Here is a 14667-nt window from a genome sequence, read left to right as displayed (position 1 = left end):
CCGAGATGACCAGCTCCGAGACGGTCCGTGTGGGCCGTCGGACCGTCGACGTCCACCGCCCGGACAAGGTGCTGCTTCCCGCGAGCGGGAGCAGGCGCGGCGAGGCGTACACGAAAAGCGACCTCGTCGAGTACTACCGCGCGGTCGCACCCTTCATGATGCCGCACCTGCGGGGCCGCCCGCTGATGCTGGAACGGCACCCGGACGGGATCGACAGGCCCCAGTTCGTCCAGAAGAACACCCCGGACCACTACCCGGACTGGATCGAACGCGCCGAGGTGCCCAAAGAGGGCGGCACGGTCGTCCATCCCGTGTGCGAGGACACCGCGACACTCGTCCACCTCGCCGATCATGCATGCCTCACGCTGCACCGCTGGCTGTCCAGAGCCGACCGGATCGACCGGCCCGACCGCCTGGTCCTCGACCTCGACCCGGCGGACGGGGGTGATTTCACCTCCGTGCGTCAAGCGGCAAGACTCCTGGGGGAGTTGCTCGACGAGCTGAAACTCCCGTCCGGGCTGATGACCACCGGCTCGCGGGGCCTGCATGTTGTTGTCCCCCTCGCCAGGTGCCACGACTTCGACGAGGTGCGCGACTTCGCCACGGACGTCGTCGGCACCCTCGCGGGCGAGCACCCTGACGAACTCACCACCGAGCCCCGCAAGAGGGATCGCGGCGACCGGCTCTACCTCGACGTGCAGCGCAACGCCTACGCGCAGACCGCTGTGGTTCCCTTCGCCGTCCGTGCCAAGCCCGGTGCGCCGGTCGCCGTCCCCCTCTCCCGGAGCCAGTTGGACGATCCACGGCTGGACGCGCGGCGCTGGACGATTGCTGATGCCGCCGAGCAGGGTCGCACCAGCCCCTGGGCGGGGCTGATGACGCACGGACGGACCCTGGGACCGGCCGTGCGCCGACTCGCATCCCTCCGTGGGTGACAGCCGACCGACCGAGTGTGGCGGCCGTTCTGTCCAGCCCCCTGTGCCGGAGCTGTCACCTGGCGCGGAGCGTCAGCCGGACGGTTCGTCGGGCACGGGGTGCTCGGGGCTCGGGCTTCCGGAGTGCGGGGTGGTGCCCCGTCGGCCGGTACCCGCTTCGTCCGTGTCGGGGATCTCCGGGTCGGGCTCGTGCCGCTCCCCATTGGTCGGCTGTGCCACATCGCCTGCGGCTTCCCAGGGATCAGCGCCGGTGCCTGCCTGCTGGTCGGGCATGTCCCTCGGGATGGGCCCCGGTACCGGCTCCTCGGGTCGGCGGTCACTCACGGATCTCTCCCTTCCTCGGTGGGCTGGTGTGGCACGCGGGTACCCCGGCGGATGGAAAGGATGTCTGATGCTGGCGGCTCCGTGTCCCAGGCTCCGCGCACAGGACGAGTCGCAGAAGCACGGATCGCGCGCTGAGCAGGTACGCCAGGACGAGCGTCCGGTAGAGCGGCTGCGTGGTGTTCTTCAATTGGATGTGGGCCTCGGCGGCATAGGTCTGCCCGTGATGGCGGAGCAGTTCCCGCATGACTTCCTTGTCTCTCTTGTTGTGGGTCATGGCTACAGCTGCTCCTCTGCGTGATTGCTCAGCTCCTACCGCGGGCAGCTCGCCCGGCGACGGCCGGTGTAGGGACCACGTACGCATGGCAGATCGCGGAATGTCACGTTCCCCGGGTGTCCCGGGACGGCGGGGGGTATTCATGGTCAGCCGCTTGAGCCTCTCGCGGGAGTCGGCGAACCGGCTGAATGCGCTTCGCGCGGCACGGGGGAGACCTCGTTGCACAGGCGTTGGGGGCGGTGGGCCTTCTCGCCTCCCGTAGATGCTTGTGCCCGGGGCTGTCCGTTCTCCGGGTGTGCCGGAGAACGGACAGCCCCGGGCTCGCTGGGTGTGTCGGGGCCTGGGCCAAGGGTCAGCGTTCGAAGACGCCGGTCAGGCGGCCGCCCTCGAACGCGTTGTCCCCGGGTTGGGTGCCGGGGTGGCCGCGATGTCAAGCCTGCGACCTTGCGGCCACCCTGCTCTGCGAGCGCTCGCAGGAGTTGTCGAGAGTACCGATCCGCAGAGCGGACGCGGCTGCATGCCCGCTGCCCGTCCCGTTGCAACCCTTGTGAGAAAGCGCTTGCTGGAAGCATTGACGGCTCTGCGAGCGCCTGCAAGAGTCGCGCCTCAACAAGAAATTGACGCAACGCAGTTGACCTACCTCGCGGAGGAGCCGCATGGGCAATGACGCCCCCTCCCGCCGTACCGCCCTGGCAGCCCTGCTGTCCGCGGGACTCGCCACGGGCTGCAGCAGCGGCGCGCGTTCGGTCGCCTCCGGCGGCACGGCCACGCTGCGCTACTTCTTCTGGGGTGATGCCGGCCGGGCCGAACTCATCAACCAGTGCATCGCGGTATTCGAACGCGATCATCGGCGTATCCGGATCAAGACCAGCTTCGTAGGCTTCGACGCGTACTGGCAGAAGGTGACCACTGCGCTCGCCGGCGGCAATCCGCCCGACCTGCTGCACGTCGACTATGCCTGGCTGCGCACCTTCGCCAGTCACGACCTCCTCGCCGACCTTGCCGAACTCACCGGTGCCGGCAAGGAGATCGACGCGAGCGCCGTCGTGCCCGCGCTGCGGACCGCCGGCCTGATCGAAGGTCGCCGCGTCGGCGTTCCGCTGTCGCGCAACAGCATCGCGCTCATGTACGACGCCGGGCTCTATGCCGAGGCGGGGGCCACTCCGCCGGATCTGAAGACGGGTTGGGAGACGTTCGTCGAACAGACCGCCAGGATCTCCAAGTTCACCAAGGGCGCACAGGTCGGTGTCGACAACCCCGGCCAGAACTACATGGGCGTCGAGATGTGGATGATGCAGCACGGTAAGACGGCGTGGACCGAGGCCGGTCAACTGGGCTTCACACCCGACGACTTGCACGGCTACCTGTCGTTCATCGAGCGCTGGCGCGACGCCGGCGGGATCGCGGGTGCCCGGGTCATCCTGGAGGCGAAGCCGGGCGCTCCGGTCACCGCGCGCCGTGCGGCCTCGATGTTCGAGTGGGACAACCAGGTCGGCAGCCGGAGCGAGGCGCGCGGGACCCGCCTGAAGCTGACCACCCCGCCCACCGACACCGGCACGAGCGGCCTCTACGCCAAGCCGGGCATGCTGCTCAGCGCTTCGGGCGCGACGCCGTACCGCAGTGAGGCCGCGCAGTTCATCAACTTCATGATCAACGACCGGCGCGTCGCGAAGATCCTCGGCACCAACATCGGCATGGCGCCCACCACCCGCCAGGAGGGCGCGGCCAGCACCGACGACCCGTTCGTGCGCCTGACCCAGGGCTACGAGAAGCGGATCGCCGGCGTGGCAGCGGCAACACCGCCCGCCCCCGGAGTCGGCGGCTCCACCCTGAACGTCCGCCTGGAGCGCATCGCCGAGAAGCTCGGCTACGGCGTCATCTCCGTGGACGAGGCCGTCGACCTCTACTTCGATCAGGCGAAGGTCGTCCTCTCCTGACGACTGCCGGCCCGAGAACCCCCACGACCTATGGAGAACCCATGGCCGGTACGACGACGACCGAGGCCGCGATACCAGCGGCCCGCCGAGACCCCCACACCCGCCGCGTCGCCCCGGGCAGGCGCCGCCGGGCCGGCGATCGTGCGGCGTATGTCTTCCTGACTCCCTGGATGATCGGAGCGGGTCTGCTGACCCTCGCTCCGATGTTCTATTCGCTGTTCATGTCCTTCACGGACTACAACCTCTTCGACACCCCGAACTGGATCGGCCTCGAGAACTACCGGCGCATCCTCTTCGACGATCCGCAGGTGCGCGACTCGGTCCTGGTCACGCTCCAGTACGTGCTGATCGCCACCCCGCTCAAGCTTGCCGTGGCCCTCGGCGTGGCGCTGCTCCTGCACACCAAACGCAGAGGCCGCAACTTCTACCGGGCCGCCTTCTATCTGCCCTCGCTCATCGGCGCCAGCGTCGGCGCGGCCATCGTCTGGAGGTTGCTCTTCTCCACCGGCAGCGTCGTCGACCGCGCCGCCGGCATCTTCGGCCTGGACACCGGCGGCTGGGTGTCCAACCCCGACTGGTCGATGATGTCCCTGGTCGCCCTCTCCGTCTGGCAGTTCGGCGCGCCCATGGTCATCTTCCTGGCAGCGCTGCAACAGATCCCGCGGGACCTGTACGAGGCGGCCGAGGTGGACGGCGCCGGGCCGATCCGCCGCTTCGTCTCCGTGACCGTGCCGATGCTCTCTCCGGTGATCTTCTTCAATCTGGTCCTGGAGATGGTGCACGCCTTCCAGATGTTCAATTCGGCCTTCGTGCTCTCCAACGGCACCGGCGGCCCGGCGGGCTCCACGTACGTCTACTCGATGTACCTGTACGAACTCGGCTTCAACGACTTCCGGATGGGCTACGCGGCCGCCCTGACCTGGGTGCTGCTGATCGTCATCGGTGTCGTGACCGCGGTCCTGTTCAAGACATCGGGCCGCTGGGTCCACTACGCGGGCGAGGAGAAGTGACCATGACGACCCCGACCATCCCTCGAACCCAAGGGGTCCGACGCAGGCCGTTCGACCGGGGCGCCCTGCTCTGGCACGGCGGCGCCGCCGTGCTGCTGCTCGCCCTTCTCTACCCCGTGGTGTGGGTGTTCACCTCATCGGTCAAGCCGCCCCAGGAGATCCTCTCCAGTTTCGACCTGCTTCCCTCTCGGCCCACGTGGGAGGGGTTCCGTACCGCTCTCGAAGGCATCGCGGAGGTGCCGACCTGGCGGTTCTTCTCCAACTCGCTGATCATCTCGGTGGGTTCGGTGATCGGCAACGTGCTGTCGTGCTCGATCGCGGCGTATGCGTTCGCACGGCTGCGCTTCCGCGGCCGCGGCGTCATGTTCACCGCGATGATCGGCACCATCCTGCTCCCGCACCACCTTCTGCTCATCCCGCAGTACACGATGTTCCAGCAGGCCGGCCTGGTCGACACCTTCGTGCCGCTGCTGCTCGGCAAGTTCCTCGCCACCGACGCGTTCTTCGTGTTCCTGATGGTGCAGTTCATCCGCAATCTGCCGCAGAGCCTCGACGAGGCCGCCCTGATCGACGGCTGCGGCCACTTCCGGATCTTCTGGCACATCGTGCTGCCACTGCTGCGACCCGCACTGATCACCACAGCCATCTTCACGTTCATCTGGTCGTGGAACGACTTCTTCGCCCCGCTGATCTACCTCCAGTCGCCGGAGAACTATCCGCTGCCGCTGGCCCTGCGTCTGTTCGTCGACTCCTCAAGCGCCACCGACTACGGAGCGATGCTGGGCATGTCGGTCCTCTCCCTGCTGCCGGTGATCGCCTTCTTCACCGCGTTCCAGCGCCTGCTCATCGAGGGCGCAGCCACCTCCGGGCTCAAGGGCTGAAGGGCGGTCACGGTCATGACGTATGCGATGACGACCCGGCGCGACCCCGGTCACCGAGACGGCCGGGTGCGCGATACCCCGTACGGTGAACGCTTCACGCTCTTCGCCGAAGTCCTGTGGATCGGCGTGCTCGTGACGCTGGCTTCCCTGCCACTGGTGACCTGGCCCGCAGCGATGGCAGCGGGCTGCGCGGCGGTGCGCCGCTGCGTGCCCGACGGCCCGAGCGTGGGCACGGCCCGCCGCTTCGCCGCCGACTGGCGCCGCGCACTGCGCGGTGGAACCCTGCGCGGTGCGGCGGGGCTCGCGTCCCTCGCGTTCCTCGCGGCCGACCTGCGGATAGCCGCTGTGGCCGGCGATCTGCCCGGCCACGGCCTGCTCGTCGTGGTGTGTGCGGCAGCCGGCGTCGCCGTGGTCGTCGTGCAGCTGCGCGCGGCTGCCGCGTGGAGCGAGCCGGGCGATGCCGGCCCTGCGACCCTCGCCAGCGGCTTCGCCGGGTGGCGGCGCGTCGCCCTGGCGCGCTCCCGCGACGACCTCGTGGGCTCGGTGATACTCGCGGCCGCCGTATGCGCGACGGCAGTCTGCGCCTGGCAATTACTGCTCCTCCTCCCGCTGGTGTCGGGCGTCCTCGCCCTCGCGGCTGTGGCGGTGGAGCGACGCGGCCGCGAGGAGAAGGCCGTACGGACAGAGCGTCGCCGTCACGGTGGGACGGTCCTGCGCACAGGACCGTCGCGCTCTTCCGACGGGGCGAGTTCATGACTGCGAGCGCCGAGGACGTGGCAGCGGAGGCAGGAGTGTCTCCCTCCACCGTCTCCCGCTGCTTCGCGTCGCCCGAACAGGTGAGACCCGAGACCCGTGAGCGGGTCCTCGCAGCGGCGGCCCGGCTCGGCTACACACCCAGCCGCGTCGCCCGCTCGCTCGCCCTCGGCCGCACCCGGACCCTCGGCCTGATCGTGCCCGACATCGCCAACCCCTTCTTCGCGGTGGTCGCCAAGGCAGTACAGGCCCGCGCCCGCCGCAAGGACTATGCGGTGTTCCTGGCCGACACGGACGAAGACCCCGACGACGAATACGAGTTGGCCCTCACCCTCGCCCGCCAGGTCGACGGGCTGCTCCTCGTCGCGCCACGCATGGACACCGAGCGCCTCGACGAGATCATCCAGCAGGTACCCAGCGTCATTGCCAACCGGCCCGTGCGGGGAGTGCCGACGGTCGTCATGCCCACAGCCGACGGGTTGCGTCAGGCGGTGGCGCATCTGCATGCCCTCGGGCACCGTCACCTCGCCCTCGTCCTGGGCGCCCGCGACTCCTGGTCGAGCGAGCAGCGCGGCCACGCCGTGCGCGCGGCGTGCGAGGAACTGGGCCTGAAGATCAGCGAGTTCGGCCCGCACGAGCCGAAGTTCCATACCGGAGCGCAGGTCGCCGACCTCGCCCTTGCCTCCGGAGCCACTGCCGTCGTGGCGCACAACGACCTGCTGGCCTTGGGGATCCTGTCCCGGCTGAGCGAGCGCGGTGTGCGCGTCCCCGACGACGTCAGCCTCGTCGGCGTGGACGACATACTCCTCGCCGCGACCTCCACCCCCGCGCTCACCTCGGTGCGCCTGCCGCTCGATGCGCTGGGGGAGCAGTCCGTGAATCTCCTTTTGCGCCGCATCGAGGCCGGCGGCCCGCAGTCGGCCGATCCCCAGCAGGTCGTCCTCGACAGCGAGTTGATCGTCCGCCGTTCCACCGGCCCCGCCCCACGGAAGGAACCCTGACCATGACCGCCCTCACCACCCGGCGCGCTGCCGTCGTCGGCACCGGACACCGTGCCCAGATGTACACCCAGGCCCTCGGCGCCCGCGCCCACTACGACGTGGTGGCGCTCGCCGACCCCAGCCCGACCCGAATCGCCCACCACAACCGGCTGCTCACCGGCCTCGGCCGTCCGGAGGCAACCGCCACCGCGCCCGACGACTTCGCGGACCTGCTGCGACGCGAACGGATCGACGAGGTCGTCGTCACCACCGTCGACGCCACCCACGACCACTACATCATCACCGCCCTGGAGGCGGGCTGCCGCGTCGTCACGGAGAAGCCCCTGACGACCGACGCCGCCAAGTGCCGTGCGATCCTCGACACGTTGGAGCGCACCGGCGGCGACCTGTCGGTCGGCTTCAACTACCGCTACAACCCGGCCCACGAAAAGGTCTGGCAGCTGCTCGCCGACGGCGCGATAGGCGAGGTGCGGTCGGTGCACTTCGAGTGGCTCCTCGACGTCCGTCACGGCGCCGACTACTTCCGCCGCTGGCACCGCGAGAAGCGGCGCAGCGGCGGCCTCCTCGTGCACAAGTCGGGCCACCACTTCGACCTCGTCAACTGGTGGTTGAACGCCACCCCCTCACGCGTCCACGCCGAGGGCGGGCTCGTCTTCTACGGCCGGGGCAACGGCGAGGCGACCGGACTGCGCCGCGACTACGAACGCGCGCACGGCGACGCGGCGGCAGCCGACGACCCGTACGCGATCCACCTGGCGGACGACCCCGGGCTCACCGCTCTGTACCTCGACGCAGAGGCCGCGGGCGACACCTATGTGCGCGACCGCAACGTCTTCGGTGACGGCATCGACATCGAGGACGACCTGGCGGTCCTTGTCCGCTACGACACCGGCGCCACCATGACGTACCACCTGACGGCGTACTCGCCCTGGGAGGGCTACCGCGTCATGTTCAACGGCACCGCGGGCCGCCTGGAGCTCGAGGTGGAGGAGAACACGTGGCAGCCCCCGCGTACCGCGGCCCCCGGGGGAGAGGCTGCGCATGGCGGCGTGCTGATGGCCAACCCGGGCCGTACCCGCATCCTGCTGCGCCCCCTGTGGGAGGAGCCGCGCGAGGTGACCTTCGAGGTGGCGGCGGGCTCGCACGGCGGTGGGGATCTGCGCATGCTCAAGGAACTCTTCGGTCCGCTCGGCGACGGCTCCGACGAGGGAGCAGCTCCGGCAGCGGGCAAGGGGGCCACGGCCCGCGACGGCGCGTTCGCACTGGCGGTGGGCATCGCCGGCAACGAGTCCCTTGCGACGGGGCGGCCCGTGGACGCGACGGACCTGTTCGGGGAGCGCCACACGACGAAGCACTGACGGCCCCGGCCGACAAGCTGCGCCCCGAGGGCAGCAGCCGTGGGGCGGAGGCCGGAGGTCAGCCCTCCGTCGCCTTCGCCCAGGGCGCGTCCAGTTCGGAGAACAGCGCGAGGCGACCGGCGCTCGATGCGGTCAGGGCGTCGATACCAGGGATCACCCGACGCTGCTCGGCACCCTCGCCGAGCACGTGCCAGACGCCCGGGGGCAGGCGAACCGGCTCGGGCGCGATGCGCACGGCCTCCAGCACCCGGGTGAAGGCGCCGCTGCGTTCCAGTGGGCTCAACAGCTCCTCGCCGTCACGGAGATGGGCGATCAGGTTCTCCAGGAGGTCCGTACGTGGGTGCTCGTACTCCTGGGGTGCCTGACCCTGCCGTTCCAGAAGTACACGGTCCTCGGTGTAGTGCAGAGTGATACGGCCCTGCTCGCCGTGCACGACGATGTAGGGCGCGGCGTTCCGCTCGGCGCACAGGGTCGCGGCGAGCGTGATGGTCGTGTCGTGTGTAGTCGTCACACGGACACATGAGGTGTCGTCGGCCTCGATGTCATGGGCCCGGTAGAGCTCCAACTCCACGCCGGCCACGTCGTCCTGGCGATCGCTGCCGTCCACACGCAACGCGGTGGCCAGGGCGTGGGCGAGGGGATTGGTCAGCACGCCGTCGACGACGTCCACCATGTCCCGCGCCCCGGGGCCGACGGCAACGCGGCGGCGTCCGGCCCAAGGCGAGCGGGCGTAGTACCGGGCCTCTCGCACCCACGCTCCGGCGGCACCGATGCCCACAGGCCGCCCGATTGAGCCGTCCGCCATCAACTGCCGTACGGATGCCACCGCCGCGGAACCGAAGGACTGGAACCCGACCTGACACACGCGACCGGACCGGTCCAGTTCCTCGGCGAGCTGCTGGAAGCCGGCCAAGGAGGACGCGGGCGGCTTCTCGAGCAGTACGTGCGATCCGGCCCGGACGGCGGTCAGCGCGAGTGGGACGTGCGTATGGAGGGGTGTGCTGATGATGGTCACCGCGGGGCGGGTGCGCTCCAGGAGTGCCTTGAGATCCGCGGACTGCGAGATGGACGCGAAAGGCCCGAGCCCGTCCAACTCTTCCGCGTCGAGGGGGCTTTGGTCGCAGACCCCGACGACCTGGACCTGACCTTGTCCGGTGAGCCGACGCAGGTTCGCACGGTGGATGCGGCCGAAGCCGCGGCCGCCGACGAGGACGACGGCGACGGGCTGCGCCGTCACCGTGCGATGCGGCGGACGGACGCCGTCCGGGTACACGGGATTTGATCGCGGATGCAGTCCGACGCCAACGCGTTCATGTGTCTCCTAGTGGGCCGTCCAGCAGGCCGGCCTGGACGGTGGGCTGGTGTGGAACGGGCCTACGGCCGGCGTGAGGGGCTTGAGGCCGCAGCCTTCCGGACGTGACCCGGTAGTTGGTCACATGGCCGGACCCTGTCCCGCGGGTTTTTGGCACTTCGTCTCGTTGTTGTCCGACCGCCCGAACACCTTGTTTCGCGTCGCGAGATGGGGTGCGGACAAGGTCAACTTCCGTTCGGCCGGGGGTTGTTTCGGCATGGTACAGCGCTCTGAGGTCATGAGCCAGAAAGCGCTTTCTCCGGGTTCGGCAGTCAGCTCTGGACGAAAGCCGAAGGAGCAGCCCCACATGCCCGCAGCGGCCCCACCTCGCATCCGTGCCGCCGCGATCGGGTGGCAAGAGTGGAGCGACATGTACGGATACGGGCGATGGCGGGCCTGGTGAGACGAGGCCCTCGAGTGGACGAGCGGTGAGAGGCTCCCTACCGGCCATCGCATTACAGGACCTCTTGTTCCAGCGCCTGTCGTCCGACCCCGAGCACCCTGAGCATGGCTCGAGTGGCGGGGCTGGGGTTGAATCGGCTCCACGCCAGATACTCGATGCGATGAGGGCCGTCGACCACTGGGACCAGTGCCAGTTCGGGGGTGTCCGCGGCCAGTGGTCGGATGAACGCTGATGGCAGCAGCGCAATGCCGAGCCCGCGCGCAATGAGCCGGGTGATCAGCTCGACGACGCCGGACTCGTACGCAACGTCGCGGACCAGGCCTGCGGCGGCGAACGCCTGATCGGACTGGGCTCGGGCCGGTGTCCCGGCCACGAAGTCCACGAACGTCTCGTCGGCGATCTCCCGCAGGGTGACATGGGATACGCCCGCAAGACGGTGCCCGGCCGGTACCGCCAGTACGTGCTCGTCGTGATCGAGCACAACGCTTTCCACACCGGACGGCCGATCACCCTCCGGAAGGCCGAGGAAGGCGATGTCCAGATCGCCGTTCCGGATCGCCGTCGCCAGTTCGTCACTGCGTCCGGAGCGGAGGGCGACGTGGACGTCCGGGTGCTGGGCGCGGTACCGCTGCAGCAGATCGGGTACGTCGACGGCGGCCGTGGTCACGATCACGCCGACGGCGAGTCGGCCGCGTATCACGCCGGTCGCGGCGGCAGCGTCGGCGACTGCGCGGTCGGCAGCGGCCAGACACTCACGCGCGCCGGCGACGAACGCCGCACCGGCGCTGGTCAGTTCGACCCGCCGGCTGGATCGGGCGAACAGCTTGATCCCGAGCTCTCGTTCCAGGCCGGCGATCCGGTGACTGAGTGACGACTGCACCACGGAGCAGCGTTCCGCGGCGCGGGTGAAGTTGCGGGTTTCGGCGACGGCGATGACGTAGCGCATCTGCTGGAGGTCCACACCGCAATCGTTCTGGTTCATGGCTGCCATCGCAAGCATGTGTTGGATTCATGACGCGTTGTGCTGAGACTCCGTCACATGCACTCCTTGACCAAGCGGTCACCCGGCCTGCAGCGGACCCCGTACGCGCAGCAGGTGGCAACCGTCGCACTGACCGCACTCGCTCCCGCTTCCTGGGGCACCACGTACGTCGTGACCACGGAACTGTTACCGCCAGGGCATCCGCTCTTCGCTGGGCTGATGCGCGCGTTGCCGGCCGGGTTGCTCGCACTGGCGATCACCCGGGTGCTCCCGCGCGGGGACTGGTGGTGGAAAGCCGTCATCCTTGGCGTGCTCAACATCGGAGGGCTGCCTCTGCTGTTTTTGGCGGCCGAACGACTCCCCGGCGGCGTCGCCGCCACACTCGGTGCTGCCCAGCCGCTGCTGGTCGCAGGTTTGGCCATCGCGGTGCTCCACGACCGACCCACGCTCTGGCGACTGACCTGGGGTGTGATCGGCGTGGTCGGTGTGGGACTCGTCGTGCTCGGTCCGAAGGCCCGGCTGGACGCCGTCGGGGTGCTCGCCGGCCTCGGCCATACGGCCCTCATGGCCGGCGGGGTCGTCCTCACCAAGCGCTGGGGCCGCCCCGCGGGCGTCGGTCCGTTGACCCTGGCCGGCTGGCAACTGACGGTCGGCGGCCTGCTGCTGCTCCCACTCACCCTCGCGATCGAGGGGGTGCCGCAGCGGATCGACGCCGGAGCTGTCGGCGGCTACCTATGGCTCGGCAGCATGGGTGGGCTGATCGCGTATGCCCTCTGGTTCCGCGGGATCGCAGAGCTGCCGGTCGGCGCGTCCGCACCGCTGGTACTGCTGTCACCGCTGGTCGCGACTGTCATCGGAATCGTGCTGGGCGAGTCACTGAGCCCGCTGCAGACCCTTGGCTTCGTTGTTGCCCTGGCCGGCTTGCTCGCCGCGCAGTTCAACGCCCCGAGCCTGTCCGGCCGCATCGCGCGCGACGGGTCGACAGAACATCACATTCGAGAAGGCCACGTTCGAGAAGGACGGATTCGATGAAGACAGATTCGATGAAGACAGAATCGACGAGGGCAGGCATGACGATCGCCGTGCTGGGTGCCACCGGGATGGTCGGCAGCCGGGTAATCACCGAGGCCAGTGCACGCGGGCACCATGTGCTTGCCCTGTCCCGGAAGCTTGCAGGCAAGAACCCGAACGTGACGCCGCTCGCAGTCGAGGTGAGCCACGCGCACGCTGTGCGCGAGGCGCTTACGTGCTCCGTCCCGAACGGCACCGTGGACGCCGTGGTGTTGACCGTGCGGACCGTCCCGGTCGACGAGGAGTTCTTGGTCGGCGCTACCCGTACGGTGCTGGACATCGCGGCACAGCTTGGGATTCGTGTCCTCGTGGTCGGCGGCGCCGGCGCCTTGCGCAGTCCCGGCCGTCACGAACTGCTGGTCGCCGACAATCCCGCCTATGTGTCCCCTGAATTGAAGACCGTCGCCGCTGCCGGGATCGCTCAGTTGCGAACCTGCCAGGCTCATACCGGTGCCGATTGGGTCTACCTGAGTCCGCCCGCCCTGCTCGAACCCGGTGAACGCACCGGCCACTATCGCCTGGGCACCGACACCTTGCTCACCAGCGCCGAGGGCCGATCGTGGATCAGCGCCGAGGACCTGGCCGTCGCGGTGGTCGACGAACTCGAAGCCCCTGGCCCCGAAGAGCACATCACGGTCGTCCACAGCGAAAGACGGCCATCAGCGTAGCCGGTGAGCCACGTGCTGTGGGGCGTTGAAGCCCTTCGGTGGGATGGCGCGTACGGTCGCCGGATCCGCTCCAGAGCGCAGGCTCAGCGCCGAGTGACTTCCGGCCCGGGGGCTCTGTGGGGAGCGGTGATCTGGGTGGCGTTTGTTTCTCCGGCACTTGAACTATGCGGTCGTGTTTGGGGTTTGCGTGTTTCAACTCTTGACGCTTGATGTGGCGGAGAGCACAGTGTCCGCGATGGGTTGAGAGCGCTCTCAAGATGTCGTGACCGTGCAAGTCCCGATGGAAGAGGTACCCGCCCGTGAAACGAAACGTGCACGTCAGCGCGCCCATGCGGCGAGCATTGATCGCAGTCCTCAGCGTGTTGAGTCTCGCAGCCGCCGCGGTCAGCGTCACCCTGCCGGCGATGGCCTCCGCGCCTCCGCCACCGTCCGGTTGGACACAAGTCTTCGCCGACGACTTCAACGGGCCGGCCGGTTCCGGAGTCAACACGGCCAACTGGCAGTACACGACAGGCACCAGCTACCCGGGCGGTCCCGCGGGCTTCGGTACCGGCGAGGTCGAGACGATGACCTCCAGCACCGACAACGTCTCGCTCGACGGCTCGGGCAACCTCCGCGTCACTCCCCGACGCGACGCCGCCGGAAACTGGACCTCCGGCCGCGTCGAGTCCGTCCGGTCCGACTTCCAGCCGCCCGCCGGCGGGAAGCTGCGCGTCGAGGCGCGGCTGCAGATGCCGAACGTGACGGGCGCGGCTGCCAAGGGCTACTGGCCTGCCTTCTGGATGCTTGGGGCTCCCTACCGCGGCAACTGGTGGAACTGGCCGGGCATCGGCGAGCTGGACATCATGGAAAACGTCCAGGGCATCAACAACGTGTGGGCCACCATGCACTGCGGCACCAGCCCGGGCGGACCCTGCAATGAGAAATCAGGCATCGGCGGCCAGAAGGTGTGCGCCGGTGCCACCTGCCAGGCAGGCTTTCACACCTACGCGGTCGAGTGGGACAAGTCGACCGGCGTGCAGGAGATGCGCTTCTACCTCGACGGCGTCAACTACCACACCGTCCGCCAGAACCAGGTTGACGCGGCCACCTGGACCAACGCCACCAACCACGGCTATTTCATCATCCTCAACGTCGCCATGGGCGGCGAATTCCCCGCGGCCTTCGGCGGCGGCCCCGACGGCGGCACCGAGCCCGGCCACCCACTCGTCGTCGACTACGTCCAGGTCTTGGAGTCCACCGGCGACGGTGGCACTCCGACCGACCCTCCCACCACACCGCCGTCCGGGAACCGCGACGCCTACAGCACCATTCAGGCCGAGTCCGCCGACCAGCAATCCGGATTGACCACCGATGCGACCACTGACACCGGCGGAGGCCAGAACCTCGCCACTGCAGCCAACGACGACTGGGCCCTGTACAAGGGCGTCGACTTCGGCACCACACCGGCCAAGCAGTTCACTGCACGCGTCGCCAGCGGTGCGTCCGGCGGCGTCAGCGGACTGGTCGAAGCGCGTATCGACAGCCGCACCAGCGCACCCGTGGGCAGCTTCGCCGTGGCCAACACCGGCGGCTGGCAGACCTGGAAGGACGTCCCGGCCAACATCAGCGCCGTCACCGGCAAGCACGACGTCTACCTCACCTTCACCAGCGGCCAGCCTGCCGACTTCGTGAACATCAACTGGTTCAACTTCGGCCACTGACAGGCAGGAAGCGTCG

14 protein-coding genes are annotated in these 14667 nt (G+C 69.0%); 10 read left to right on the top strand and 4 right to left on the bottom strand.

Annotated features, from left to right (window positions below; genetic code table 11):
• Nucleotides 1–5: 5 nt before the first annotated feature.
• Nucleotides 6–935 (top strand): non-homologous end-joining DNA ligase, encoded by a 930-nt coding sequence (gene ligD, locus OG574_RS02560; RefSeq protein ID WP_326771629.1) that lies wholly within the window; start codon nucleotides 6–8, stop codon nucleotides 933–935.
• Nucleotides 936–1007: 72 nt separating this feature from the next.
• Here the strand turns inward: ligD and OG574_RS02555 are convergent, their stop codons facing one another.
• Nucleotides 1008–1259 carry a hypothetical protein gene (locus OG574_RS02555; protein ID WP_398380442.1) on the bottom strand — a complete coding sequence of 84 codons (252 nt, stop codon included), beginning with the start codon at nucleotides 1257–1259 and terminating at the stop codon, nucleotides 1008–1010.
• A complete protein-coding gene (locus OG574_RS52635; RefSeq protein WP_398380440.1) occupies nucleotides 1252–1533 on the bottom strand; it encodes a hypothetical protein in 282 nt (93 codons plus the stop codon). The genes OG574_RS02555 and OG574_RS52635 overlap by 8 nt, the downstream gene beginning before the upstream one ends.
• 656 nt (nucleotides 1534–2189) lie before the next feature.
• Here OG574_RS52635 and OG574_RS02545 point away from each other — a divergent pair.
• From OG574_RS02545 to OG574_RS02520, 6 genes are read left to right on the top strand one after another with little or no spacing between them, the layout of a single operon-like run.
• Nucleotides 2190–3470 carry an ABC transporter substrate-binding protein gene (locus tag OG574_RS02545; RefSeq protein ID WP_326771628.1) on the top strand — a complete coding sequence of 427 codons (1281 nt, stop codon included), beginning with the start codon at nucleotides 2190–2192 and terminating at the stop codon, nucleotides 3468–3470.
• Nucleotides 3471–3511: 41 nt separating this feature from the next.
• Nucleotides 3512–4480, top strand: coding sequence for a carbohydrate ABC transporter permease (locus OG574_RS02540; protein ID WP_326771627.1), 969 nt, complete (start codon nucleotides 3512–3514; stop codon nucleotides 4478–4480).
• Between the two features lie 2 nt (nucleotides 4481–4482).
• Complete coding sequence (locus tag OG574_RS02535; protein ID WP_326771626.1) at nucleotides 4483–5361, top strand: carbohydrate ABC transporter permease; 879 nt, start codon at nucleotides 4483–4485, stop codon at nucleotides 5359–5361.
• 15 nt (nucleotides 5362–5376) lie between these two features.
• On the top strand, nucleotides 5377–6117 hold the full coding sequence (locus OG574_RS02530; protein WP_326771625.1) for a hypothetical protein: 741 nt from the start codon (nucleotides 5377–5379) through the stop codon (nucleotides 6115–6117).
• The gene (locus tag OG574_RS02525; protein ID WP_326771624.1) at nucleotides 6114–7115 is read left to right on the top strand and encodes a LacI family DNA-binding transcriptional regulator; all 1002 of its coding nucleotides are present in this window, start codon (nucleotides 6114–6116) and stop codon (nucleotides 7113–7115) included. The genes OG574_RS02530 and OG574_RS02525 overlap by 4 nt, the downstream gene beginning before the upstream one ends.
• 2 nt (nucleotides 7116–7117) lie before the next feature.
• Complete coding sequence (locus tag OG574_RS02520; protein ID WP_326771623.1) at nucleotides 7118–8473, top strand: Gfo/Idh/MocA family protein; 1356 nt, start codon at nucleotides 7118–7120, stop codon at nucleotides 8471–8473.
• Between the two features lie 58 nt (nucleotides 8474–8531).
• Here the strand turns inward: OG574_RS02520 and OG574_RS02515 are convergent, their stop codons facing one another.
• Both OG574_RS02515 and OG574_RS02510 read right to left on the bottom strand, forming a co-directional pair.
• Nucleotides 8532–9710, bottom strand: a complete 1179-nt coding sequence (locus OG574_RS02515) for a Gfo/Idh/MocA family protein (protein WP_326771622.1) — start codon at nucleotides 9708–9710, stop codon at nucleotides 8532–8534.
• Between the two features lie 569 nt (nucleotides 9711–10279).
• Nucleotides 10280–11188, bottom strand: a complete 909-nt coding sequence (locus tag OG574_RS02510) for a LysR family transcriptional regulator (protein WP_326778338.1) — start codon at nucleotides 11186–11188, stop codon at nucleotides 10280–10282.
• 78 nt (nucleotides 11189–11266) lie between these two features.
• On the opposite strand from OG574_RS02510, the gene OG574_RS02505 reads away from it, so the two are divergent.
• The 3 genes from OG574_RS02505 (at nucleotide 11267) to OG574_RS02495 (ending at nucleotide 14651) form a co-directional block, all read left to right on the top strand.
• Nucleotides 11267–12241, top strand: a complete 975-nt coding sequence (locus OG574_RS02505) for an EamA family transporter (RefSeq protein WP_326771621.1) — start codon at nucleotides 11267–11269, stop codon at nucleotides 12239–12241.
• A 38-nt stretch (nucleotides 12242–12279) separates the two neighbouring features.
• Complete coding sequence (locus OG574_RS02500; RefSeq protein WP_326778337.1) at nucleotides 12280–12948, top strand: NAD(P)-dependent oxidoreductase; 669 nt, start codon at nucleotides 12280–12282, stop codon at nucleotides 12946–12948.
• Nucleotides 12949–13277: 329 nt separating this feature from the next.
• Entirely contained in the window at nucleotides 13278–14651 is a 1374-nt protein-coding gene (locus OG574_RS02495) for a glycoside hydrolase family 16 protein (RefSeq protein WP_326778336.1), read from the top strand.
• Nucleotides 14652–14667 lie beyond the last annotated feature (16 nt).

Source organism: Streptomyces sp. NBC_01445 (assembly GCF_035918235.1).
Taxonomy (GTDB): Bacteria; Actinomycetota; Actinomycetes; order Streptomycetales; family Streptomycetaceae; genus Streptomyces.
This window is presented reverse-complemented; position numbering and strand designations above follow the sequence as displayed.

What these genes read in the sequence shown, in the direction of transcription:
- ligD (WP_326771629.1), top strand. Translation starts at nt 6, where the DNA reads ATGACCAGCTCCGAGACGGTCCGTGTGGGCCGTCGGACCGTCGACGTC.
- OG574_RS52635 (WP_398380440.1), bottom strand. Translation starts at nt 1,533, where the DNA reads ATGACCCACAACAAGAGAGACAAGGAAGTCATGCGGGAACTGCTCCGC.
- OG574_RS02545 (WP_326771628.1), top strand. Translation starts at nt 2,190, where the DNA reads ATGGGCAATGACGCCCCCTCCCGCCGTACCGCCCTGGCAGCCCTGCTG.
- OG574_RS02540 (WP_326771627.1), top strand. Translation starts at nt 3,512, where the DNA reads ATGGCCGGTACGACGACGACCGAGGCCGCGATACCAGCGGCCCGCCGA.
- OG574_RS02535 (WP_326771626.1), top strand. Translation starts at nt 4,483, where the DNA reads ATGACGACCCCGACCATCCCTCGAACCCAAGGGGTCCGACGCAGGCCG.
- OG574_RS02530 (WP_326771625.1), top strand. Translation starts at nt 5,377, where the DNA reads ATGACGTATGCGATGACGACCCGGCGCGACCCCGGTCACCGAGACGGC.
- OG574_RS02525 (WP_326771624.1), top strand. Translation starts at nt 6,114, where the DNA reads ATGACTGCGAGCGCCGAGGACGTGGCAGCGGAGGCAGGAGTGTCTCCC.
- OG574_RS02520 (WP_326771623.1), top strand. Translation starts at nt 7,118, where the DNA reads ATGACCGCCCTCACCACCCGGCGCGCTGCCGTCGTCGGCACCGGACAC.
- OG574_RS02505 (WP_326771621.1), top strand. Translation starts at nt 11,267, where the DNA reads ATGCACTCCTTGACCAAGCGGTCACCCGGCCTGCAGCGGACCCCGTAC.
- OG574_RS02500 (WP_326778337.1), top strand. Translation starts at nt 12,280, where the DNA reads ATGACGATCGCCGTGCTGGGTGCCACCGGGATGGTCGGCAGCCGGGTA.
- OG574_RS02495 (WP_326778336.1), top strand. Translation starts at nt 13,278, where the DNA reads ATGCGGCGAGCATTGATCGCAGTCCTCAGCGTGTTGAGTCTCGCAGCC.